Annotated in this window: 24 protein-coding genes; 8 read left to right on the forward strand and 16 right to left on the reverse strand. The window is 69.7% G+C overall.

Features of this window, described 5'->3' with window-relative positions; genetic code table 11:
• The first annotated feature begins 3 nt into the window (after positions 1-3).
• Together AX685_RS03090 and AX685_RS03095 are read left to right on the forward strand one after the other, a co-directional pair.
• Entirely contained in the window at positions 4-573 is a 570-nt protein-coding gene (locus AX685_RS03090; protein WP_066485338.1) for a DUF1214 domain-containing protein, read from the forward strand.
• Positions 570-1,100 carry a DUF1254 domain-containing protein gene (locus tag AX685_RS03095; RefSeq protein WP_066485341.1) on the forward strand — a complete coding sequence of 177 codons (531 nt, stop codon included), beginning with the start codon at positions 570-572 and terminating at the stop codon, positions 1,098-1,100. The genes AX685_RS03090 and AX685_RS03095 overlap by 4 nt, the downstream gene beginning before the upstream one ends.
• A gap of 34 nt (positions 1,101-1,134) precedes the next feature.
• Here the strand turns inward: AX685_RS03095 and AX685_RS03100 are convergent, their stop codons facing one another.
• Positions 1,135-1,749, reverse strand: coding sequence for a TetR/AcrR family transcriptional regulator (locus tag AX685_RS03100; RefSeq protein ID WP_066485344.1), 615 nt, complete (start codon positions 1,747-1,749; stop codon positions 1,135-1,137).
• 76 nt (positions 1,750-1,825) lie between these two features.
• Between AX685_RS03100 and AX685_RS03105 the strand changes: the two genes are divergently transcribed.
• Positions 1,826-2,188 carry a darcynin family protein gene (locus tag AX685_RS03105; RefSeq protein WP_066485390.1) on the forward strand — a complete coding sequence of 121 codons (363 nt, stop codon included), beginning with the start codon at positions 1,826-1,828 and terminating at the stop codon, positions 2,186-2,188.
• A 90-nt stretch (positions 2,189-2,278) separates the two neighbouring features.
• Here AX685_RS03105 and AX685_RS23040 read toward each other — a convergent pair whose 3' ends face one another.
• The 8 genes from AX685_RS23040 to AX685_RS03145 are packed head-to-tail and all read right to left on the reverse strand — an operon-like array spanning position 2,279 to position 9,830.
• The gene (locus AX685_RS23040) at positions 2,279-2,602 is read right to left on the reverse strand and encodes a hypothetical protein (protein WP_066485345.1); all 324 of its coding nucleotides are present in this window, start codon (positions 2,600-2,602) and stop codon (positions 2,279-2,281) included.
• A 57-nt stretch (positions 2,603-2,659) separates the two neighbouring features.
• The gene (locus tag AX685_RS03115; RefSeq protein WP_066485346.1) at positions 2,660-3,664 is read right to left on the reverse strand and encodes a type II secretion system F family protein; all 1,005 of its coding nucleotides are present in this window, start codon (positions 3,662-3,664) and stop codon (positions 2,660-2,662) included.
• 3 nt (positions 3,665-3,667) lie between these two features.
• Positions 3,668-4,636, reverse strand: coding sequence for a type II secretion system F family protein (locus AX685_RS03120; protein WP_066485351.1), 969 nt, complete (start codon positions 4,634-4,636; stop codon positions 3,668-3,670).
• A 34-nt stretch (positions 4,637-4,670) separates the two neighbouring features.
• Complete coding sequence (locus AX685_RS03125) at positions 4,671-5,957, reverse strand: pilus assembly protein CpaE (protein ID WP_066485352.1); 1,287 nt, start codon at positions 5,955-5,957, stop codon at positions 4,671-4,673.
• Positions 5,954-6,598, reverse strand: a complete 645-nt coding sequence (locus AX685_RS03130; protein WP_066485355.1) for a CpaD family pilus assembly lipoprotein — start codon at positions 6,596-6,598, stop codon at positions 5,954-5,956. Before AX685_RS03130 ends, AX685_RS03125 begins: the two co-directional genes overlap by 4 nt.
• A gap of 18 nt (positions 6,599-6,616) precedes the next feature.
• Entirely contained in the window at positions 6,617-8,278 is a 1,662-nt protein-coding gene (locus tag AX685_RS03135; RefSeq protein ID WP_066485356.1) for a type II and III secretion system protein family protein, read from the reverse strand.
• Between the two features lies 1 nt (position 8,279).
• Complete coding sequence (cpaB, locus tag AX685_RS03140) at positions 8,280-9,302, reverse strand: Flp pilus assembly protein CpaB (protein WP_066485358.1); 1,023 nt, start codon at positions 9,300-9,302, stop codon at positions 8,280-8,282.
• A gap of 51 nt (positions 9,303-9,353) precedes the next feature.
• Positions 9,354-9,830 carry an A24 family peptidase gene (locus tag AX685_RS03145; protein WP_066485359.1) on the reverse strand — a complete coding sequence of 159 codons (477 nt, stop codon included), beginning with the start codon at positions 9,828-9,830 and terminating at the stop codon, positions 9,354-9,356.
• Between the two features lie 47 nt (positions 9,831-9,877).
• On the opposite strand from AX685_RS03145, the gene AX685_RS03150 reads away from it, so the two are divergent.
• Together AX685_RS03150 and AX685_RS03155 are read left to right on the forward strand one after the other, a co-directional pair.
• A complete protein-coding gene (locus tag AX685_RS03150; RefSeq protein ID WP_231738525.1) occupies positions 9,878-10,831 on the forward strand; it encodes an alpha/beta fold hydrolase in 954 nt (317 codons plus the stop codon).
• Positions 10,828-11,910, forward strand: a complete 1,083-nt coding sequence (locus tag AX685_RS03155) for an NAD(P)/FAD-dependent oxidoreductase (protein WP_066485361.1) — start codon at positions 10,828-10,830, stop codon at positions 11,908-11,910. Before AX685_RS03150 ends, AX685_RS03155 begins: the two co-directional genes overlap by 4 nt.
• A gap of 276 nt (positions 11,911-12,186) precedes the next feature.
• Here the strand turns inward: AX685_RS03155 and rnhA are convergent, their stop codons facing one another.
• The 3 genes from rnhA to ispH all read right to left on the reverse strand — a co-directional run bounded on the left by rnhA (position 12,187) and on the right by ispH (position 14,647).
• Positions 12,187-12,648 (reverse strand): ribonuclease HI, encoded by a 462-nt coding sequence (gene rnhA / locus AX685_RS03160; protein WP_066485363.1) that lies wholly within the window; start codon positions 12,646-12,648, stop codon positions 12,187-12,189.
• Entirely contained in the window at positions 12,645-13,598 is a 954-nt protein-coding gene (thrB, locus tag AX685_RS03165) for a homoserine kinase (RefSeq protein ID WP_066485364.1), read from the reverse strand. Before thrB ends, rnhA begins: the two co-directional genes overlap by 4 nt.
• An 80-nt stretch (positions 13,599-13,678) precedes the next feature.
• The gene (ispH, locus tag AX685_RS03170; RefSeq protein ID WP_066485367.1) at positions 13,679-14,647 is read right to left on the reverse strand and encodes a 4-hydroxy-3-methylbut-2-enyl diphosphate reductase; all 969 of its coding nucleotides are present in this window, start codon (positions 14,645-14,647) and stop codon (positions 13,679-13,681) included.
• 142 nt (positions 14,648-14,789) lie between these two features.
• Between ispH and AX685_RS03175 the strand changes: the two genes are divergently transcribed.
• Positions 14,790-15,434 carry a hypothetical protein gene (locus tag AX685_RS03175; protein ID WP_066485369.1) on the forward strand — a complete coding sequence of 215 codons (645 nt, stop codon included), beginning with the start codon at positions 14,790-14,792 and terminating at the stop codon, positions 15,432-15,434.
• A gap of 111 nt (positions 15,435-15,545) precedes the next feature.
• Here AX685_RS03175 and AX685_RS03180 read toward each other — a convergent pair whose 3' ends face one another.
• The gene (locus tag AX685_RS03180; RefSeq protein ID WP_066485371.1) at positions 15,546-16,979 is read right to left on the reverse strand and encodes a DEAD/DEAH box helicase; all 1,434 of its coding nucleotides are present in this window, start codon (positions 16,977-16,979) and stop codon (positions 15,546-15,548) included.
• 282 nt (positions 16,980-17,261) lie between these two features.
• Between AX685_RS03180 and AX685_RS03185 the strand changes: the two genes are divergently transcribed.
• Entirely contained in the window at positions 17,262-19,373 is a 2,112-nt protein-coding gene (locus tag AX685_RS03185; protein ID WP_066485373.1) for an ATP-binding protein, read from the forward strand.
• Positions 19,374-19,377: 4 nt separating this feature from the next.
• On the opposite strand, the gene AX685_RS03190 is transcribed toward AX685_RS03185, so the two are convergent.
• The 3 genes from AX685_RS03190 to AX685_RS03200 form a co-directional block, all read right to left on the reverse strand.
• On the reverse strand, positions 19,378-20,682 hold the full coding sequence (locus tag AX685_RS03190; RefSeq protein ID WP_066485375.1) for a methyl-accepting chemotaxis protein: 1,305 nt from the start codon (positions 20,680-20,682) through the stop codon (positions 19,378-19,380).
• Between the two features lie 141 nt (positions 20,683-20,823).
• Positions 20,824-21,978, reverse strand: a complete 1,155-nt coding sequence (locus tag AX685_RS03195) for an acyl-CoA dehydrogenase family protein (RefSeq protein WP_066485376.1) — start codon at positions 21,976-21,978, stop codon at positions 20,824-20,826.
• Positions 21,979-22,049: 71 nt separating this feature from the next.
• Entirely contained in the window at positions 22,050-22,475 is a 426-nt protein-coding gene (locus AX685_RS03200) for a TlpA family protein disulfide reductase (RefSeq protein WP_066485378.1), read from the reverse strand.
• Between the two features lie 60 nt (positions 22,476-22,535).
• On the opposite strand from AX685_RS03200, the gene AX685_RS03205 reads away from it, so the two are divergent.
• The coding region (locus AX685_RS03205; RefSeq protein WP_156445639.1) for a hypothetical protein at positions 22,536-23,051 on the forward strand (516 nt) is incomplete at its 3' end.

The raw sequence follows: 23,051 nt of genomic DNA on the forward strand, positions 1-23,051 counted from the left end.
ACGATGAAACCCTGGGCGCGGTATCTGATCTGTGTCGCGCTGGGGCTGATCGTCGGCGTCCTGTACGCCGCCTGGGTCGTGCGCGCAGGCACATTGGGGTCCGGCACCGCGATCGGCGCCTGGCGCACCGGCACCGATTTCGGATCGCAGGACCAGAGCGCGCGCACCCGCGCGGTCGTCGCGCTGCGCGGGCTGCTCGCGCTGCCGGCGCGTGAAGCGCGTTACTATACCGCCGCGACCGACGATGCCGGTCGCCCGCTGGACGGGCGGTGCCGCTATCGCGTGACCGGGGGCACGTTGCCGGCGCGATGGTGGAGCCTGACGCTGTATGACCGCGCCGGCTATCTGGTGGGCGACGGCCCCTATTCGGTCGGGAGTGCCGCGTTGCCGGAGGCGGAGCAGGGACGGTGGACGGTGCTGATCGCGCCGACGCCGCAGCCGGGGCACTGGCTGCCGACCGCGAAGCTCGACCGGTTCGAACTGACGCTGCGCACCTATCTGCCCGCCGATGCGGGACGCACCAGCCCGGCGCGCGACCAGCTCCCCTCGATCCGGCAGGAGGCGTGCGCATGATCCGCAACTGGCGCTGGCCGATCGTCGCGGGGTTGCTGGTCGCCGCGCTTGCCTATGTCGTGACGCTGCGGCGTGCGCCGACGATGCTGATGGCGGCGGCGGAACGGCGGCTGGAAAAGCTGGGCGGGGTCAACCGCTTCGCGCACGCGCCGCTGGCGACCGCGGCGTCGCGCGCGGTGGTGCGGCCCAGCCCGGACCTGGCCTATTCCAGCTGCGTGTTCGATGCGTCGAAGGCGCCGATCCTGGTCGATGTCGCCCCGGTGCCGGCGCGCTACTGGTCGCTGTCGGTGTTCGGCGCCAACACCGACGTGGCGTTCGTGCGCAACAATGTGGAGGCGGGCAACGCGCCGATCCGTGTCGCGCTGGTGACGCCGGGGCAGGCGGTGCCGGCGGGCTATACCGGGGTGCTGGTGCCCGGCGGGCACGGCGTCGCGCTGATCCGCATCCTGATCGACGACCGCGCGCGGTTCGCGCTGGTGGACCAGGCGCGGCGGGTGTCGACCTGCGGAGTGGCGACGGCCGGTTGAGCGGCGTTCCGGACGGGACGGGGCGCGCCGGGGGTCAGTTCGTGTTGTCGAGATAGCCGTAGACGGCCCGGCACACCCGCGACGAGAGCATCGCGCGATCCTGCTCCCCCCGCTCGCCAGCGGCATCCACCATCCCCTTGATGATCGCCAGCACGTCACCCGCCGCCAGATCGAGGTCGGGCTGGACGGGGATATCCGGACGCTCCAGCACGCCGCGCAGGATCGACACCAATCGACAGGTGACGTGCCGTGTTTCCGCGTCGAAGGGCAATCGTCCCTCCTCGACGTCTAGCAGCCGTGCCAGCGCGGGTCGGCGAAGCTGGTGGGCGACGGCTGCGGCGACCAACCCGGCCAGCGCATCCCGACCGCTCGTCGCTGCCAGCGCCGCTTCCCAGTCGGCGATCAGCCGCGACGTCTCGCGCACGATCAACGCGCCGATCAGCGCCTCCTTCCCGGGGAAATATTGATAGAGCGAACCGATGCTGACGCCGGCGCGCTCCGCCACGGCGTTGGTCGTGAATCCCGCCAGTCCGGCCTGCTCCAGAATGCGAGCCGCAGCCTCGACGATCGCCCGCACCGTTTCGACCGACCGGGCCTGGCGCGGTGCTTTCCGGGGCGTGGGGCGCTGCTGGGTAGAGGTGTCCGCCATCGAAGGAATGCGAGTAGCCAATTGTGAGTGTTTGCTCGCATTTTATGCGCGCCACACAAGGATGCAAGGACGCATGATGAGCAATACACCACTTCCGTTCGACCCCGCGCTGACGATCTTCATGCTGGTGAAGACGTCACCGGAATGGCTGGGATTTTCGGTCGACCGCCGGTTCGAGCTTCTCGGCGCGGAATTCACCCCCATCCTGAAGAAGCACGCCGACAACGTCGTTCTGCGCTTCTTCGACGTGGAATTCTATTCGACCCGCGTCACCGATATCTGGATGTGGGACGCAAGGGATCATCATTCCTACCAGTTGCTGGTGGAGGACCTGCGCGAAACCGCTTTCTGGGATCGGTATTTCGACATCGTCGAGATCCTGACCGGCGTGGAGAACGCCTATGCCAAGAATTACGATCGGCCCGTCATCACCGCCTGATCGACAATGGGGGGACATCCGTCCCCCCAATTCCTCCGTTCTCCCGGAAAGGAGAGCGGCGAACCATGCCTCGATCGGTCGGAAACCGCTCTAGATCATCGTGCGGTCGTCGCGATAGGCCGGTTCGGCGGCGGGGCGGGCGAGCGGGCGGTCGTCACGAACGATGCGTTCCTCCACCACCGGCCGTTCCTCGACGACGGGGCGCTCCACCGCCACCGGGCGCTCGTTCACCAGCCGCGTATTCTCGCGCTCCAGTTCGGCGATGCGCTTGGTCGCGGCGGCATGGGCATCGCGTTCGGCGGCGTAGCGCGCCTTCCACTTCTTGCCGCCCGGATGGCTGGCAAGCCCGAACAGCCAGCCGGCGACCAGCGCGATCGCCAGCGCGATATATTGCGTGGGGGTGGTGAACAGCATCGCTTCCTCCCTGTTACGCCGTGACAACGACACGGGAGGAAGCGCGTTCCCGCAGCCCTATTTCGGGCCGTTGTTGATGAAGCTGTCGTTGATCGAACAGGCCGCCGGGCCAAGGATGACGACGAACAGCACCGGCAGGATGAACAGGATCAGCGGCACCGTCATGATCGCGGGCAGGCGCGCGGCCTTTTCCTCGGCGCGCATCATGCGTTCGTTGCGGAATTCCGCCGACAGCACGCGCAGCGCGCTGGCCAGCGGGGTGCCGTATTTCTCGGTCTGAATCATCGTCGTGACGACGCCCTTCACCGCATCCAGATGGACGCGCGTGGCCAGATTTTCGAACGCCTGGCGCCGGTCGGTCAGGAAGCCCAGTTCGATCGCGGTCAGCGCGAATTCCTCGCCCAGTTCGGGATAGGCCTTGCCCAGTTCCTTCGACACGCGGTGGAAGGCGGCGTCGACGGTCAGCCCCGCCTCTGCGCAGATCACCAGCAGGTCGAGCGCGTCGGGAAGCCCCTTGCGGATTTCCGCGCTGCGCTTGTTGATGCGGTTGGTGAGGTACAGGTCGGGCGCCTTGTACGACAGGATCAGCGTCACCGCGACCAGCGCATAGCGCTTGATGGCACTCCAGTCGGGAAAGGCATCGAGCAAATAGACGTAGACGATCATCAGCCCGCCGAACACGATCGGCAGGATCAGCCGGCCGAAGATGACCGCGACCGCCCATTCCTTCTTGCGGATGCCGGCCTGCATCAGCTTGAGCTGCGCGGCCTTGACCTGTTCGTCCTGGAGCACGCGTAGCGACGACAGGAAATGGCGCAGCCGGTCGGTGGTGGCGTTCTGGCGCACCAGCTTCGCGCGGCGCTTGCTGGTGGAGGCGGTGATGCCCGCCTTCAGCTGTTCACGCCGGTCGTTGAGGGCCTTCACCCGGCGCGTCATCGGATCGCGCACGCTGACCGCGGCGAAGATCGCGACGAACACCGCCGCGGCGGCGACCGCGGAGAGCAGCGTGGCCAGCGTGACGGCGTCGAGGCCGAGCAGGATCGGGCGGGCGGCAGGTTCCATGGCTCAGATCTCGAAACTGATCATCTTGGACATGATGAACGCGCCGAGCGCCATCCAGCACATGCCCCCGCCGCCGATCACCATCAGGCGGATGTCGCTGAAAAAGCCCAGCATATAGGGCGGGTTGATCATGTAGATCAGCCCGAACACGATGAACGGCAGCGACCCGATGATATAGGCCGACGCCTTCGATTCGGACGACATCGCCTTGATCTTCAGCTTCATCTGCGCGCGCTGGCGCAGCACCGTGGCGAGATTCTGGAGCGTCTCGGCCAAATTGCCGCCGGTTTCGCGCTGGATCGCGATGGTGATGCAGAAGAACTGGAATTCGGGCGTGCCCAGCCGGTCGGCGGTTTCCTGAAGCGCGACGTCCATCGAACGGCCGATCTTCATCTTGTCCGACACCGACCGGAATTCCTCGCCCACCGGGCCGGGCACTTCGGCGGCGACGACCTGCATCGTCTCCGAGATCGGCAGGCCGGAACGGAGCCCGCGCACCAGCAGCTCGATCGCGTCGGGAAACTTGGCAGTGAACTTGCCGACGCGCCGCTTGATAAGCTTGCCCACCACCATGTGCGGGATCAACGCGCCCAGCGCGATCCCCAGGAACATCGCCAGCAGGAACGGCAGTCCGCGCAGCGACAGCAGCGCCGCCACCAGCACCGCCAGTCCGACCGTCGCGGAGGCATATTGGCCGACGGTCCAGCTCTTGCCGGTCATGTCGAGCCGCTTCTGAAGCTCGGCGGGCTTGGGGAAGAAGCGCATCGCCGCCAGGTCGGCGCGCGACGCGCTGCGCCCGGTGATGCGGCGCATCTGCGCCTCCATCGCGCTGGCCTGCGTCACGATATGGCGTTCGCGCACCGCCACCAGCCGGCGCGCGCCGGCCTTGTCGGAGGACGGCCCGGCGAAGGCGAGCACGACCAGCCCGACCGTCAGCAGCCCGCCGAGCGCGAGCAGCAGCAGGGAGATCATCGGTGTCATCGCCGCCAGGCTCCCTTGCGGGCCATCACTTCGCCTTCGCGCCCTTCTTGCCCACCAGCCCCTTCAGGCCGGCGAACTTCGACAGCAGTGACGCGCCCTTGGCCGTGCCGCCACCGGCGCCCTCGAACGCGCCGTCGTCGGTCATCGCGATCACCCGGTCGGCCACCTCGGCCAGCGGGGCGACCGTCTTGCTGCCCTTGCCGGCCTCGGCCAGCGGCTTACCCAGCTTGGCGGCCTGCGCGGCCAGTTTCTGGTCGAACGGGACCATGACGTCGATCTTGCGTTCGATCGACCCCTCGAAATCCTTGCGCGAAATCTCCAGCTGCGGGCCGGCGTGGACGCGGTTGGCCATCACCGTGACCTGTACCTGCGGCGCATGGGTGCGCAGCCACGACAGCAGCCGGATCGAGTCGCGCGCCGCCGCCAGCGTCAGTTCGGTGACCAGCACGACGGCGTTGATGTCCGACAGCAGGTGCGGGTGCTGGACCAGCATGCCCCGCGGCAGATCGACGACGGTGCATTCGAACGCGGCGCGCATCTCCTCCTGCAACTGGTAGAAGGCCGCGCCGTCGGTGACGATCGGGGTGTTGATCGGCGCCTCTGCCGACAGCACGGACAGCTTTTCCGACGCGCGCACCATCGCGCGTTCGATGAACAGCCCGTCGATGCGGCTGGGGTTCTCGATCGCGTCGGTGAGGCCGCGGCCCGGCTCCAGGTCCATCGCCAGCGCATCGGTGCCGAAATGGACGTCGAGGTCGAGCAGTGCGGTCGACCTTTTGCCCTTTTCGCTGAGCAGCCAGCCGAGCGAGGTCGCCACCGTCGAGGCGCCCGCACCGCCGCGCGTGCCGATCACCGCCACGGCGCAATGCGGGCGGTCCAGCGACACGTCGGCCAGCTTGGGCGCGCTGATGATCGCCTGCGCCTGGGCGAAGGCGTCGCGCACCATGTCGGGGCTGAACGGCTTGAGCAGATAGTCCTGGATGCCGCTGGCGACCAGATCGCGGTACAGGCGGACGTCGTTGACCTGCCCCGCGGCGATGACGATCGTCCCCGGTTCGCACACCTCGGCCAGGCTGTTGATGTCGCCCAGCGGGTCGCCCGATTCGGCCAGGTCGACGAACAGCACCTGCGGGCTGGACGTGACCGACAGCGTCTGCACCGCGTTGCGCAGCCCGCCCTTGTAGACATTGTCCGCCGGCCAGCCGAGTTCGGACGCGATCGGGCGCAGCAGCTCGACCGAGGCGTCGTCGCAGGCGAAGGCGAGGAACGGCGCGCGCGTGCCCGTGCCGCCCGGTTTCCAGGGTGCGTTCACTTGCTGCCTCCTCCCGTCGATTCGGACTTGAGCGTCGTGCCGCCCGCGCCGGTCGGCTGCGCGGCGCGCAGCGTGGTGATCGCGCGCGTGCCCATCTGCGTATCGTACACGCCGCTGCCGGCGTTGCCGCGGACCAGATCGGCGGGATTGGCGATCATCGCCGCAAGGTTGCCATTGACCGCGCAGCCGTAGTCGGTGGTATTTTCCTGCTGGAATGCCGGCTCGACGTTGCGGCGCAGGTCGTTGCAGCTGGGCATCGAGGCGCGCGAGCGGCTGACGACGACGCGGACCGTGCCCGGCGCGACCGCGGCACCGGTGACCGGCGCATCGGGCGACAGCAGCAAGCCGTAGCGTGCGGCAGCGGAGGCGATCGCCGCGCGGGCGGGCGCGCCTGCGCCGTTGGGATCGTCGATCGCGACGCTGTCGCCATAGCCGAGCCGCAGCGCGTCGAGCCAGCCGTACAGCCGCTGCGTTTCGGCGGGCGACAGGCCGTCGCCGGCGGTCTGCACGTCGAACGCATAATCGGTGCGCGTGACGACCGGCTGGTTGACCGATTCGACCCCGCGGTTGACCGGGCCGCATGCCGCCATGGGCAGCGCGGTGCCGGCGAGGGCGACGAAAAGGATCGGGCGCTTCAACATGATGGGATCCCTTTCAGCTCAGTTGACAGAGAAGCCGGGCGCGGCCGCGGCGGGCCGACGATCGGCCGGCTTCGCCGCCTTGCGATCGATGGCGGGCGGCGTGCCCGCATCGAGGTTCGGGACGGGCAGGACGGGCACGTCGCCCGCCGCGCCGATCGCGGGTGCCGCGCCGGCGGGCGCGACCTGCATCGTGGGCTTGGGCCGCTGCAGGCCGCGCTGCCCTTCGTCCAGCTTGCCCAGCATCAGGCGTTCCAGATCGCCCGGCGCGCGATAGCCGTCGGTCGGCAGGCGGATGTCGTTGCCGTTGACCGGCTTCACCAGATACGGGGTGATGACGATCACCAGTTCGGTTTCGTTGTGCTGGAACGCATTCGAGCGGAACAGCGCGCCCAGCACCGGCACGCTGCCCAGCCCCGGCGTCTTGTCGAAATTGTTGTTGTGCATGTTCTGCATCAGGCCGGCGATCATGAAGCTTTGCCCCGATCCCAGCTCGACGGTGGTTTCGGCGCGCCGCGTCGTCAGCGCGGGCACGCGCCCGCCGCTGATCGTGATCGCATTGGCATAATCGAGCTGCGACACTTCCGGCCGCACGCGCAGCGAGATGCGCCCGTCCGACAACACCGTGGGCGTATAGGCCAGGCTGACGCCGAACTGCTTGTACTCGACCGAGGTGGTGCCCAGCGCCTGCGCCAGCGGGATCGGGATTTCGCCGCCCGCCAGGAAGGTGCCGGTCTCACCGGACAGCGCGGTGAGGTTCGGGTTGGCGAGCGTCGTCACCTGACCCATCGTCTCGCCCGCGTCGATCGCGCCGAGCAGGTCCAGGCCCAGCAGCTTGCCGGCCAGCGCGAAGGTGGAGTTTTCCGACCCCTTGGTTACCTGCGACCCGTTCGGCGGCGCCTGCGTGAAGCCGACGCCCAGCGGCCCGCCGGGAATGAATTGCGTCGCCGCCCCGCGCCCGCGGGTGACGCCGAACTGGAACCCGCCGGTGCCGTCGACCGACTGGATGTTGGCGCCGATGTTCTTCAGGAAGGTGCGGCTGACCTCCGCGAACTTGACCTGCAGGTTGACCTGCAGCGGCGTGGCGGTGCGCAGGCGGTTGACCACCATCACCTTCAGCACCGCATTGGCCTGGGTCGCGTCGACGCCGGGGTTGAGTGCGCTGGTCACCAGCCGCTGCGCCTGGGCGCTGTCATCGGGGGAGGCGACGGTGCCGTTCATCACCGCGATCTGCCCGACCTGGGTCACATGGATGTCGGCCTCCGGCATCGCCGCCTTCATCATGCGATCCAGCGACGTCGAGTTCTGCGACACGCGGATCGTCGCGGCATAGACGACGCGGCCGGCCTTGTCGGTGGCGAACAGCGTCGATTCGCCGAAGCCCTTGCCGAACAGATGGATCTGGCGCGGGTTGGCGACATAGACGTCGGCGACGTCGGGGCTCGACGTCCAGACGTCGACGACGCTGGCGGGCAGGGTGATGAGCTCGCCCTCGCCGATCGACAGCCACTTTTCGACCGCGGGCTTGGTGACGCCCGGTGGCGGCGGGCCGACGCGCGCGGCGCGGCCGGTGCCGTTGTGGTGCACCGCGGGCGCGGCGCCGGCGCTGGCGGCGGGCAGGATCGTGCCGACGGTCAGCGCGGCAAGCGCGATGCCATGGGCAAGAAGGCTGGTGACACGCATCTTAAATCTTCCCCCCGACCGGAACCTCGGTCACGCTGTTGCCGCGGGTGACGCGGACGACCGGCCCCACGATGGGTGCGCCCGGCACGCCGCTGCCCGGCCCTGCGGTGCCCGTGACCGCGGTGCCGGCGGCCGGCGCCACCAGCGGCGGGACCGAGCGGCGCTGGAACCGTGACACGTCGGCACCGACGACATAGGTGGAATTGCCGGCCTGCGGCGTGTTCGCCAGCTTGTCGATCATCGCCTTTTCGGCGCGCGGATCCTTGCTGTCGCCGACGCTGGCCGCGCCCGATGCGATCGCCTGTTCCAGTTCGGACGCATTGTCGGCGAGCGAGCGCAGCGACAGCGACAGCGTGCCGATGGTCTGCGCGACAGCGATCTGTTCGGCGATACGCGGCGTCGCCTCGACCGTGACGGTCGAGAAGGTGCGCACCACGGTATTGCCCTGGTCGTCCTTGTCGTCGCTGGTCCGCTGATCGGTCGCGAGCACGCGCAGGTTGCGCACGACCGTCTCGCTGGTCTTCAGCGCGGGGCCGTCGTTGGCGCTGACCGACTGGGTCAGGATCAGATCGATATGGTCGCCCGGAAACACGAAGCCCGCGACCGACGTCTGCGCCGACACCGGCACCGTCACCGCGCGCATCCCCGGCCCGAGCGCGGCAGCCAGGAAGCCGCGATCCCCGGGCTTGACCAGCTGGCCTTGCGTCACCGGCTGTCCGGCGGTGACCGGCAGGCGCACGACGGTGCCGATCAGCTTCGACAGATCGGTGCCCTCACGCTTGAAATAGGCGTTCTCGACCAGATCCTTGGGCCAGGGCTGGAACTTCAGCGCGGTCGCATCCAGGATCGTGCCGACCGGCAGCGCGCGCGTCGCGACCAGCACTTCCGGCCCGTCGATGACGACCGGCGCGGCGGCGGCTGCCTCCGGCGCGGCCGCGCCCGCCACCAGCGAGCGTGCGGCGAACGCGGTCACCGCGGCCACCAGCAACGCCCCCAGCAGCATCATCACCTTGCGACTGTCCATCTGATCCTTGTCCCTCGGGTTCGCGCCAGGTCGTTGAAAGATTTCAGGCGATTATTGGGTAAACTGGTTAAGAAGCGGTTCGCGAAACATCAGCAGCCCGGCCACCGCGATGGCCACGCCATAGGGCACCTCGACCGGCCCCTCGCGCGGGCGCCAGCGTCGTTCGATCATGAACACGATCGTCAGCGCGCCCCCCACCAGCGACATCATCAGCAGCATGTCGAGCAGCCGGAACGGCGCCAGCCACAGCGCCAGTGCGCCGATCAGCTTCACATCGCCCCCGCCCATCTGGCCGATCGCGAAGGCGCCGACGAACAAGGCGAACACGAACGCGGCGACGCCCAGCTGGATCGCCATGCCGGGCCATGGGTCCAGCCCGATCGCCACCCACCACAATGGCGCCATCAGCGCGATCGCGGCGTTCTTCCAGTTGGCGATCTCCCGCGTGCGCGCATCCTGGATCCCCGCCGACAGCAGCAGCAGCGCCATGATCGCGGGCAACGCCCAGGAGAGAATGTTCCATCCCATGCGAGGACCGCTAGACGACAGGGTTTGAGAAACCGTAACCACGCCCGATGACCATCGACACCGCCCCCGATCCCTCGCCGATGCAGCGGGTGGCGCGCGCCATCCCGCCCGATGCGCGCGTGACGCACTGGCGTGCGGCGGACGGCTGGGCGGTGCGGCGGTTCGACCGCGACGGGGCGGGGCGCGGCGCGATCCTGTTCCAGGCCGGACGAGCTGACATGTTCGAGAAGTATCTGGAATCGTTCGATCACTGGCATGCCGCCGGCTGGTCGGTGACCGCGTTCGACTGGCGCGGGCAGGGCGGATCGGGGCGGCTGGGCGCCGATCCGCACGTCGGCCATTGCGCGTCGTTCGCGCCGTGGATCGACGATCTGGCGGGTTTCTGGCGCGACTGGCGGGCGGGACGCGCCGGCCCGGCGGTGCTGATGGGGCATTCGATGGGCGGCTATCTGGCGCTGCGCGCGATGGTGGAGGGGCGTGTTGCGCCGGACGCCGCGGTCCTGGTCGCGCCGATGCTGGGGCTGCGCTCTCCGGTGGGTGCGCCGATCGGCGGGCTGGCGGCGCGGATTATCGCCGCAATGGGTAATCCCGCGCGCGCGGCGTGGAAGGGCGAGCGCCCCGGCGCGCCCGATCGCCGCGCGCTGCTGACCGGGGACACCGACCGTTATGACGACGAGGCATGGTGGTTCGCAAACGACCCGTCGTTGAAACTCGGGCCGCCGAGCTGGGCGTGGCTGGCGCAGGCGTTCGCCGGCACCGCCGCACTGCGCGCCGACCCGCGGCTGGTGCAGGTGACGGTGCCGGTGCTGACGCTGGTGGCGGATCGCGACGCGCTGGTCGATCCGCGCGCGGCGATCGCGACGACCGCGCGTCTGCCCGATGCGCGCGCGATCCGCTTTCCCGACGCCGCGCATGAGATATTGCGCGAGCGCGATGCGGTGCGCGACCGCGCGCTGGCGGCGATCGATGCCTTCCTGGACGAGCGGGCGCCGGCGGCATGACCCATGACATTGCGATCGTCGGCGCGGGGATCGCGGGCGCGACGCTGGCCGCCGCGATCGGGACGCGCGCGCGCGTGCTGTTGCTGGAGGGGGAGGATACTCCCGGCTATCACGCGACCGGGCGGTCCGCGGCCTTCTGGTCCGAAACCTATGGCGGCGCGGGTATCCAGCCGCTGACCACCGCGTCGGAGGCGCCGCTGCGCGACGGGGGCTATCTCGATCCGCTCGGCGCGCTGCATGTCGGGCGCGCGGGCGCGGACGAGCGCGCGGCGGCGGCGCTGCTGGCGGAGTTCGCGGGCACGCCGGTGGTGCTGGAGGCGGTCGACCCGGCAGCGCGCGTGGCGGGCCTGCGCGACGGGTGGACGCTGGGCGTGTGGGAGCCGAGCTGCGCCTATATCGACGTCGGCCAGCTCCATGCCGATGCGCTGGCGCAGGCGCGCCGCGCAGGCGCACAGCTGGTCACGGGCGCGCAGCTGGCCGCGGCGGAGCGGCGCGACGGGGCGTGGCAGCTGGCGATGCGCGATGGCCGTACCTTCAGCGCCGCCACGCTGGTCGACGCCGCCGGGGCCTGGGCCGATGCGGTGGCGGCGATCGTGGGCGCGCGGCCGCTGGGCATCCGCCCGTACCGCCGCACGATGGTGCAGCTGGCCACCGATCCGGCCGCGCCCGCCGGGATGCCGTTCGTCAACCATCTGGGCGGCGATTTCTATTTCAAGCCGGAAGCGGGCGGCAAGCTGTGGCTCAGCCCGCACGACGAGCATCCGGTGGAACCGCATGACGTCGCCGCGGAGGAGATCGACGTGGCGATCGCGATCGACCGGTTCGAGGGCGCGGTCGACTGGCGCGTCACGCGGGTCGAGCGGCGCTGGGCGGGGCTGCGGTCCTTCGCGCCCGACAGGCTGCCGGTCTATGGCGCCGATCCGCGACTGCCGGGCTTCTTCTGGTTCGCGGGGCAGGGCGGGTTCGGCATCCAGACCGCTCCGGCCGCCGCCGCGATCGGCGCGGCGTTGCTGCTGGGACAGGGTGCGATGCCGCCGGGCGTGGACGCCGACCGTTACGCGCCGGTCCGGTTCGGCTGATGCCGGCCTGGAGCGGTTTCCGACCGATCTGCACCATCGTGGTTGCGTCAGGAAGGTTGCTGGCGAGGAGCGGCGCGAAGCAGGGGCTAATTGCCCCTACGAGCGCCGCGACGACGTCCAGCGGCCTTCCTGACGCAACCCCTTCGGGGCGGGCCGATGTTGGCCCGCGGCGGCGTCGATCGTCCGTCACGGGGGCGAAGCCCCGTTCCTTCCTCACTCCTGGCCACGAACCAACATCGGCTCCGTCACGACGGCGCAGATCGGTCGGAAACCGCTCTAGCGGCGCGCGGCAGCGGCGACTGCGGCGTCACTGGCCAGCCGGTCGGCGCGTTCGTTGTCGGGATGACCGGCGTGGCCCTTCACCCACGTCCATTCGACACGGTGGCGGCGCGATGCCTCCAGCAGCGCCTGCCACAGTTCGGCGTTCTTCACCGGCTTCTTGTCGGCGGTCTTCCAGCCGTTCTTCTGCCAGCCGTGGATCCACTTGGTCAGCCCGTCCATGACGTAGCGGCTATCGGTGGACAGGCGGACGCGGCACGGGCGGGTCAGGGCGTTCAGCCCCTCGATCGCGGCCATCAACTCCATGCGGTTGTTGGTGGTCAGCGGCTCGCCGCCGGACAGTTCCTTCTCATGCGCGCCGGCGCGGATCAGCACCCCCCAGCCGCCGGGGCCGGGATTGCCCTTGCACGCGCCGTCGGTGGCGATCTCCACCAGGGTCAGTTCCTCGCCGCCGCTCATGCGAAGGCGCCCGGATGGGTGCGATACCAGTCGAGCCGCCGCGCATAGGCGAGCGGATCCTTGCGCATCACCAGCGCGTCGGCGGGGGTGTGCAGCCAGTCCCACGCACGGCTGAGCAGGAAGCGGATGCAGGCGCCCTGCGCCAGCAGCGGCAGCGCCGCGCGCTCCGCCGCGGACAGCGCCGCGCCGTCGGCATAGCCGGCCAGCAACGCCGCGCCGATCGCGGCGTCGGCGGTTCGCCCGGTCGCATCGAAGGTCCATGCCGAATGCATGATCGCCAGGTCATAGGCGCGCACGTCGGTGCACGCGAAATAGAAGTCGATCAGCCCGCTGACCGTATCGCCCAGCATCAGGACGTTGTCGGGGAACAGGTCGGCATGGATCGCGCCGACCGGCAGCGTGGCGGGCCATGCCGCCTCCACCTCGCGCAGCGCCGCGTCGACGCGCGCGAACAGGCCGGGGTCGATCGCGTCCATGTCGGCGCCCATCCGCTCGAGCAGCGGGCGCCAGGTGGCGATGCCCATCGAATTGGCGCGGGTGGGCGCGAAATCGGCGACCGCCATGTGCATGTCGGCCATGGCGCGGGCGGCGGCGTGCGCCTGCGCCGGCGTGGGATGCGACACCGACACGCCGGTCAGGAACCTGATGAGGCAGGCCGGGCGGCCCGCCAGTTCCTGGATCTCGACCCCGCCACGATCCTTGATCGCGGGCGGTACGGGCAGGCCCTTGTCAGCGAGATGATCGAGCAGCGCCATGAAGAACGGCAGGTCGTCCGCCGACACGCGCTTTTCGTACAGCGTCAGGATGAAGCGCGCGGCCGTGGTGTCGACCAGATAGTTGCTGTTTTCCACGCCCTCGGCGATGCCCTTGGCGGACACCAGTTCGCCGACGTCGTAGCGCGTGAGGAAAGCGGCCAGCGCCTCCGCGGAAACCTGTGTATAGACTGCCATGGTGTCACGTCATCCCGGCGCGCGCCGGGGCCTCCGGTGGTCAGGTGGGCGCCAGCCGCGAACGGGCCGGCGCGCGGGCGTCACGCGGCTTCGGCGGCGTCCAGCCCGCGCGGCAGCTTGAACGAGATCGTCTCGCGCGTGGTTTCCTCCTCGCGCTCGGTCACCGCGAAGCGCGTGGCGAGCAGGTCGACCAGCTCGCGCACCAGCAGTTCCGGCGCGGACGCGCCCGCGGTGATCCCCAGCGTGCCGACCCCGTCGAGGAACGACCAGTCGAGATCGGCGGCGCGCTGGATCAGCGCGGCACGGATGCCCTGCCGCTCAGCGACCTCGACCAGCCGCAGCGAGTTGGAGGAATTGGGCGCACCGATCACCAGCACCGCGTCGCACGCCGAGGCGATCGCCTTGACCGCCGCCTGCCGGTTGGAGGTGGCGTAGCAGATATCCTCGCCACGCGGCGCCTGGACCGCGGGGAAGCGCGCCTGGAGCGCGGCGACGACCGCTGCGGTATCATCCACCGACAGCGTCGTCTGGGTCAGGAAGGCGAGATTGGCCGGATCGGGCACCGTCATCGTCTGAACATCGGCGACGGTTTCTACCAGCGTCATCGCGCCGTCCGGCACCTGTCCGAACGTGCCGATCACCTCCGGATGGCCGGCATGGCCGATGAAGACGATGTGCCGCCCCATCGCGACCAGCCGTTCGGCCTGGCGATGCACCTTCGACACCAGCGGGCAGGTGGCGTCGAGATAGTCGAGGCCGCGGTCCTGCGCCGCGGCCGGCACCGATTTGGGCACGCCATGCGCGGAAAAGACCACCGGCGCGCCGTCGGGCACCTCGTCCAGCTCCTCGACGAACACCGCGCCCTTCGCCTTCAGCGAATCCACGACGAACTTGTTGTGGACGATTTCGTGCCGGACATAGACGGGGGCGCCGTGCTTTTCGATCGCCAGTTCGACGATGCGGATCGCGCGGTCCACCCCGGCGCAGAAGCCGCGCGGCGCGGCGATCAGCAGCTCCAGCGGGCGGCGGTCAGTTGCGGTTTCGGCCATGCCGCTGCGCTTACGCGAATGCTTGCTCCGGCGATAGTCGGTTCCTATGGTGGCCCACGATCCGGGGCCGTGTCCTGCCGTCTGGCGGGGAGCGGCCCCGAACCGTATGTGCCCAACGTGCCCAACAGTCCGGGATATTTTCGTGACCGCTCGCTCGCTCGCCGCCCCGCTGTTCCTCCTCATCGCCGCCGGTTGCGCGAAAAAGGGGGAAATCGACCTCACCGGCGGCGTGGGCATCACCTCGGTCCGCTCGGCATGCCCGGTCGTGGGCGTGCCCGCGGGCACCGGCGACGTGACCTTGTTCGATCCGCCCGCCAGCCGCGACGCCAGCGCGATCGACGTCGTCGCCGCGATGAGCGACGTGCGATCGACCTGCGACGATCAGGGCGACGACGTCATCACCCGCGTCACCTTCCAGGTGGACGCCCGGCGTACGCGCACCGATGCGCCGCGCGACGTGACGCTGCCCTATTTCATCGCGATCACCCGGGGCGGCAGCAATGTCGTCGCCAAGCGCGTCGGGCAGGTGCAGCTGCACTTCGATGCCGGGCAGGGCCGCGCCACGGCCTCGACCGAGGCGACCACAGCGGTCAGCCGCGCGCTCGCCACGCTGCCGCAGGAGGTGCGCGACCGGCTGACCCGCAAGCGCAAGGCGGGCGACGAGGATGCGGCGGTCGATCCGCTCGCCAGCCCCGAGGTGCGCGCCGCGGTCGCCTCCGCCACGTTCGAGGCGCTGGTGGGGTTCCAGCTGACCCCGGACCAGCTCAAGTATAACGCGACGCGCTGATCCGCGGACACGACAACGGCGGCACCCGGGACGCGGGGGCCGCCGTTTCCGTTTGAGCGGTGCGGGCGAAGCGGCCACCGGCGCGAACGCCGCCGCCCGCCCCGCGCGCGATCAGGCCGTCGGGCGCGCCGCGCCGCCGCCGCCGCCGCCGCCGGCACCACGACCGCGACCGCCACGACGGCGACGGCTGGCGTTGGCGTAGCGGCTTTCGCCCGGCTGCGACGATCCGCCGCCGCCGTTCTGGCCGCCGCGTGCATTCTGGCCGCGTGCCTGGGGCGTGCCGCCGGTCGCGCGCGGCTGATGCGTCGCCTTCGGGCGTGCCGGCGGACGGGCGCCGCGCGGGCGATCCTCACGCGGGGCGGGATCGGCACCGATCGCCTTCACGCGCTCGGCCTTGATCGCCTCGGCACGGCGCAGGAAATCCTCCGGCAGCGCGGCGACCGGCACCTTCTGGCGGGTCAGCTTTTCGATATCCTTCAGATACGGACGCTCATCCTCGGCGCAGAAGGCGATCGCCTCGCCGCTCGCCCCGGCGCGCGCGGTGCGGCCGATGCGGTGGACATATTGTTCCGGCACGTTGGGCAGTTCGAAGTTGAAGACGTGGCTGACGCCCGACACGTCGATGCCACGCGCCGCGATGTCGGTGGCGACCAGGATCGGCACCTCGCCCGACTTGAACAACGCCAGCGCACGCTCGCGCTGCGGCTGGCTCTTGTTGCCGTGGATCGCGCTGGCGGCGACGCCGTTGCCGGCCAGCAGCTTCACGACGCGGTCGGCGCCATGCTTCGTGCGGGTGAACACCAGCGCGCGGTCGATCGGCATGTCCTTCAGCAGGATCGTCAGCAGCGCCTGCTTTTCCTGCTGGTTGCAGAAGATCACCGACTGGTCGACCCGCTCCGCGGTGGTCGACTGCGGCACGACGCTGACGGTCGCGGGATCGGTCAGGAACTGATCCGCCAGCTGGCGGATCGACGGCGGCATGGTGGCCGAGAAGAACAGCGTCTGGCGCTTGCGGGGCAGCATCCGCACGATCTTCTTGAGCGCGTGGATGAAGCCCAGGTCGAGCATCTGGTCGGCTTCGTCGAGCACCAGGATCTCGATCATCGACAGGTTCAGATAGCCCTGCTCGACGACGTCGATCAGCCGGCCCGGCGTGGCGACCAGGATGTCGACGCCGCGCGCCACGTCGGTGCGGTTCTTGTTGATGCTGGTCCCGCCGAACATCGTCGCGACCGACAGTTTCGAAAACTGGGCGTAGCCGCGGGCATTGTCGGCGATCTGGCTGGCCAGTTCGCGGGTGGGGGCCAGCACCAGCATCCGGCAATGGGTGGGCAGGACGCGCTTGTTGGCGGCGACCAGCTGCTGGATCGACGGCAGCACGAACGCTGCGGTCTTGCCGGTACCGGTCTGCGCGATGCCCAGGAGGTCGCGGCCTTCCAGCAGCGTCGGGATGCTGTCGCGCTGGATCGGGGTGGGTTCGTTATAGCCCTTCGCGGCGAGCGCGCGGACGAGCGGCTCGGCAAGGCCGAGAGCGGAAAAAGGCATGAAATACAATCCTGTACGACGCCGACCCGACGCGCTGAAGCGCATCGGTGGCGGGGAGAAGATGACACCCCGCGTGACTTGGGAAGCCGGTGAACATACTGACCGAAACGGAGCCTGGGCACGGGGGCCCGATCACGCTGCCGACGTCTCGATATTGCTCCATGTGAATGGTGCGGCGCAAAAAGTCAAGGTGATCGCAAAGATCGCCCGCGCCGGTGAACTACCGCGAAGCTGTCGTGTTCAGCCTCTGTCTCCCACAACTTGTAAGTCCTGTACCTGATCATGACCCTTTCGCCCGCCCCCCCGTCGCCGGCCCGCCGCCAGGCCGATGCCACCAGCGTCGGGCGCTGGGACTGGGATATCGTCGCCGATCGGGTGACGTCCGACGCGGGCTTCGCGGCGCTGTACGGCGTGCCCGCGGACGTCGCGGCGATGGGCGCGCCGCTGGCGGAATTCTTCGGCGGTATCCATCCCGACGACCGCGACCGGGTGCGCGCGGCGATCGGGGCGGCGATCGCATCGGGGGGCGTGTTCGAACAGGAATATCGTGTCGTCGGCGAGGGCGGCCGCAGTCGCTGGCTGGCCGCGCAGGGCCGGGTCGAGTGCGATAACGCCGGCCGTGCGGTGCGCTTTCCGGGCGTCAGTTTCGACATCGATGCACGCAAGCGCGGCGAGCTGCGGCTGGCGGCGATCGTCGAACTGGGCGACCGGCTGCGCGAACCGGGCGATCCGGGCGACTTGGCGCTGGCGGCGGCGGAGGTGCTGGGGCGCGCGCTGGAGGTCAGCCGCGCCGGTTACGGCATCGTCGACCCGATCGCCGAGACGATCACGACCGAGCGCGCTTTCTGCGCGACGGGGATCGCGCCGTTGCCGCCGATCCTGCGGTTTCGCGACTACGGCAGCTATATCGAGGATCTGAAGCGCGGCGTCACCGTCGCGATCGAGGACGTGCGCGAGGATGCGCGCACCCGCGACACCGCCGAGGGGCTGCGCGAGCTGGCGGCGATGTCGTTCATCAACATGCCGATCACCGAACGCGGTGGGTTCGTCGCGCTGCTGTACCTGAACCATGCGGTGCCGCGCCCGTGGCTGTCCGACGAGCTGATGTTCGTGCGGGAGGTGGCCGAACGCACCCGCGATGCGGTGGAGCGGCGGCGCGCCGAACTCGAACTGGCCGCGCTCAACGCCCGGCTGGAGCAGGCGGTGGAATCGCGCACCGCCGAGCTGATGGTGGCCGAGGCGCAGCTGCGCCAGGCGCACAAGATGGAGGCAGTCGGCCAGCTGACGGGCGGACTGGCGCATGATTTCAACAACCTGCTGACCGGCATCTCGGGCGCACTGGAGATGATCCAAGTGCGGGTCGCGCAGGGGCGCGTCGGCGAGCTGGACCGCTACGTCAGCGCGGCGCAGAGCGCGACGCGGCGGGCGGCGGCGCTGACGCACCGGCTGTTGGCCTTTTCGCGGCGCCAGACGCTGGATCCCAAGCCGACCGACGTCAACCGGCTGATCCAGGGGATGGAGGAACTGATCCGCCGCACCGTCGGCCCCGCGATCTCGCTGGAGGTGGTCGGCGCGGCGGGGCTGTGGCCGGCGCTGGTCGATCCCAACCAGCTGGAAAACGCGCTGCTCAACCTGTGCCTGAACGCGCGCGATGCGATGCCCGACGGCGGGCGGATCACGATCGAGACCGCCAACAAATGGATGGACGAGCGCGCCGCCGCGGCGCGCGATCTGCCGGCGGGGCAATATCTGTCGCTGTGCGTCACCGACACCGGCACGGGGATGAGCGCCGAGGTGCAGGCGCGCGCGTTCGACCCGTTCTACACCACCAAGCCGCTAGGCGAGGGGACCGGGCTGGGCCTGTCGATGATCTACGGTTTCGCGCGCCAGTCGGGAGGGCAGGTGCGCATCTACAGCGAGCCGGGGCAGGGCACGACCTTGTGCATCTACCTGCCGCGGCATTACGGCGCCGCCGCGGCGGACGATGCCGCCGTGCGCGCGGTCGAGGATGCGCCGGTCGCGCGGGACGGGGCGACCGTGATGGTCGTCGACGACGAACCGACGATCCGCATGCTGGCGATCGAGATACTGTCCGAGCTTGGCTACACCATGCTGGAGGCGGGCGACGGTGCGAGCGCGCTGCGGCTGCTGCACGCGGGCGCGCGGCCGCACCTGCTGGTCACCGACGTGGGCTTGCCGGGCGACATGAACGGGCGGCAGGTGGCGGATGCGGCGCTGGCGCTGATCCCGGGGCTGAAGGTGCTGTTCATCACCGGCTATGCCGAAAATGCGGTGATCGGCAACGGCCAGCTGGCGCCGAACATGGCGCTGGTGACGAAGCCGTTCGCGATGGAGGCGCTGTCCGCCAAGGTGCGCGCGTTGCTGGCGGGTTGACGCCTCAGGCCGCGGTCAGCCCGTCAAGGAACGCGGCCAGCCGTGCGTCGATCGTTCCGCTGCGCGTCGCCAGGTCATGCGCCAGGTCGCGCATCGCGCCGGCATCGCTGTCGGCACCGCGCGTCCCGTCCAGGATGGTCGCGATGTTGCGTTCGATATGCGCCGCCGCAAGGCTGGCATCGTCGACATTGTCGCTGATGACACGCGCCGCGGCGCCCTGTTCGCGCACCGCCTCCATCACGCTCGCCGACAGCGCGTCGACCGCGCCGACCGCGGCGGCGACCGCGGCGTGACCGTCCGACACGTCGCCGATCGCCTCGCGGATCCGCCCGACATGGCCCGTGATCCCGGCGGCGGCGTGGCGGGTCTGTTCGGCCAGCGCCTTCACCTCCCCGGCGACGGTCGTGAAGCCGCGCCCGGCATCGCCCGCCCGCGCTGCCTCGATCGCGGCGTTGAGCGCCAGCATCGACGTCTGCTGCGCGATCGAATCGATCAGCGCGACGACCGTGTGGATCGCCTCGGCGGCGTCGGTCAGCGCGGCGACCTGCCCGGCGCTGCGGTCCGCCTGATCGACCGCGCGGCGGGTCGCGTCCTGCGCATCGGCCATCCGCCGTTCGACCGCGTCGAGCGAACCCGTTAGCGCGCGGCCGCGTTCGGCGATGCCGCCCAGGCTGGTGGCGGCCTGCCCGATCGCGCCGGCCACTTCGACGGTGCGCCGGCCAATGTCGCCGGCGCGTCCCGTCATCCGCTCCGCCGTCTCCTCGACCGTGGTGGCGGCCTGCCCCAGCCCGGCGATCAGTCGGTGCGCGTCGTCCTGGAACTCGGCCGACAGCCGGTCGATGCGGTCGGCGCGCGCGGTGCGGGCGGCGGTGATCGCACGGTCGCGCCGCGCCGCGATGGTCAACAGCGCCTGCTGGTCGACCACGCCGACGAACCGCCCCTTGGCCGTCATCACCAGTCCTTCGCCACCGTCGTCGGTGCGGCGGATACGCTCAAGCGCGAGCGAGACGGGGGCACCCGCCTCCACCACCGGGCAGGCACGACGCAGCGACGCGACGCCGATCGACAGACTGCGATTGCACAACAGGGCATAGCCGAACGGGCTGAACAGCAGGGGACGCACGTCGCGCTCCAGCAGCGCGCCAGTCGGTCGCCCCTCGTCATCGACGATCGCGATCAGCCGCAGCGTCGGATGCGCGCGCAGCATATGCACCGCATCGAGCAGCGGCGCATCGTCGGGCAGTGCGTGGCGATGGGTGATCCAGTCGGGCGCAACGGTGTCGCGGTCGACCAGCCTGTCACCTTCCATCCCGCGTCCCATCGACCGACCACCCCGCCTGCGTTGCGGGGAAGGCAGTAACGCGATGATGTGAAGACGGACTTTACCGTGTGTGACGGACAGATGACAGCGACACCCGCGATGGCGCGGGCGTCGCCATCGGAGCGGGCGTCACAATTTGCGCGCGATCACTTCCTTCATGATCTCGTTCGTGCCGCCGAAGATGCGGCTGACGCGCGCCCCGCGCCACATCCGCGCGATCGGATATTCGTTCATATAGCCCGCCCCGCCGTGCAATTGCAGGCACTTGTCCATCACCTCCCATTGCAGGTCGGTGTGCCACAGCTTGGCCGCGGCGCCTTCCTCGTTGGTCAGCTCGCCTTTCAGGTGGCGCGCGATCGCCCAGTCGAGATGCGCCCAGCCGACCTGCAGCTTGGCCTTCAGATCGGCGAGCACGAATTTCGTGTTCTGGAAATCGAACACCACGCCCTTGAACGCCTTGCGATCCTTCACGAAGGCGACCGTGTCGTCGAACGCCTTTTGCGAGGACGCCATCACGCTGACTGCGATCGACAGCCGTTCCTGCGGCAGCTGGCTCATCAGATAGACGAAGCCCATGCCTTCCTCACCCAGGCAGTTGGTGATCGGCACGCGCACGTCCTCGAAGAACAACTCCGACGTGTCGGCGGCGTCCTGCCCGATCTTGTCGAGCTTGCGCCCCTTGCTGAACCCCTCGCGGTCGCTTTCGACCAGGATGATCGACATGCCCTTCCACGCCGGCTGTGCGTCGGGATCGGTCTTCGCCACGACCAGCGTCAGATCGGTGTTCTGGCCGTTGGTGATATAGGTCTTCGAGCCGTTGATGACGTAGTGGTTGCCATCCTTGCGCGCGGTGGTGCGGATCGCCTGAAGATCGCTGCCGGTGCCCGGTTCGGTCATCGCGATGGCGGTGATGACGTCGCCCGACACCATCTTGGGCAGCCATTCCTTCTTCTGCTCCTCGGAGCCGTAGGTCTCCATATAGCCGGCGACGATATCGGACTGGAGCGAGAAGCCCGCGGGGACGCCCGCATAGGCCATTTCCTCGTCGACGATCGCGTTATAGCCGAAATCGAGGCCCAGCCCGCCATACGCCTCCGGCGCGGTCGGGCACAGCATCCCGATCTCCCCGGCCTTTTGCCAGAAGGCCTTGGGCACCAGACGTTCGCGTTCCCAGGTGTCGACGTGCGGCACGCCTTCCTTGGCCAGGAAGCTGCGGACCGTCTGGCGGAACGCCTCGTGATCCTCGGTATAGGCAAAGCGGCCGGCGACCGTGTCGAGCGTCATGATGATATCCCCTCCGGATAATAGGTTGCGCCTATCATGCGGGACGCGCGCGGCGGGTCAAGTAACTTTTGTTATGGCGATCGTGACGGGGAGCATGCGGTGACGAGGAGGGCGGCGCGCGCGCCGTCCAATCCGCGGCGGGTATCGGCGCAGATGCGGCCCGCGGCATCCAGCGCGACCGCATAGGGCAGCCCGGCGGTGGCGGAGAGGAAGGCGCGCCGCGCTGCGCCATCGGGGGGTGTCCAGCGCCGGTCGGCGGGCACACGGGCGAGCAGGCGGTCATCGGGCGCGGCATCGCCCTGCGCGACCAGGACGCGCCACGGACGCGCGGCGGCGACGATCTCCGGTAGCCGCTCGACCTCGGCATGGCAGGGCGCGCACCAGTCTGCGACGAACAGGATGATCGTTCGTGGCGGGCCGGCGGGCGGGGCCCCGGCGGTCAGCGACAATGCGGCGAGGGCGCGGAGCCATCGGAGGGGCGGGAGGCTGATCGACATGGGCGCAACGATGATGCAACGTTCCCGGCACAGGAGAAAGCGGGCAAGGGGGAAACGGACATGACGGCAGCAGTGGCGATCCTTCTGGCGGCGCAGACGGCAGGGGCGACGCCGCCCGCCGCGACCTTGCAGGCGCGGTTCGATGCGGCGAACGAGGCACAGGCCAATCTGAAATGTGCGGAGGCAATACGGCTGTACACCGCGCTGGAGCAGGAGCCGAAGATCCGTGGCAATGCGCTGGCGAGCGCGGCCATCGCGGTGCGCAAAGGCATCTGCCTGGTCGCCGATACGACCGCCGATGCGGGGGAGGCCTCGATCCGTCGCGGGCTGCCGACGCTGGAGGCGAAGGGCGCCGAATTCGAGATGGACGTCGCGCGGGCGTATCGTGCGCTGGGCGATGTCGCCACGATGCGGTTCGACTATCCGGCCGCGGCGCGCGAGTATCGGCGAGCGGTCGATCGGTCCACGGGGGGGAGCCGGGCTGGGCATCTGCTGGCGCTGTCGCGCGCGACGATGTTCGACGGCGACGGGGCGGGCGTTGCCGCGGCGGGGGAGGCGCTGCGGCTGGCGCTGGAT

The organism is Sphingomonas sp. CCH9-F2 (assembly GCF_001556735.1).
In the GTDB taxonomy this organism is placed as follows: domain Bacteria; phylum Pseudomonadota; class Alphaproteobacteria; order Sphingomonadales; family Sphingomonadaceae; genus Sphingomonas; species Sphingomonas ginsenosidimutans.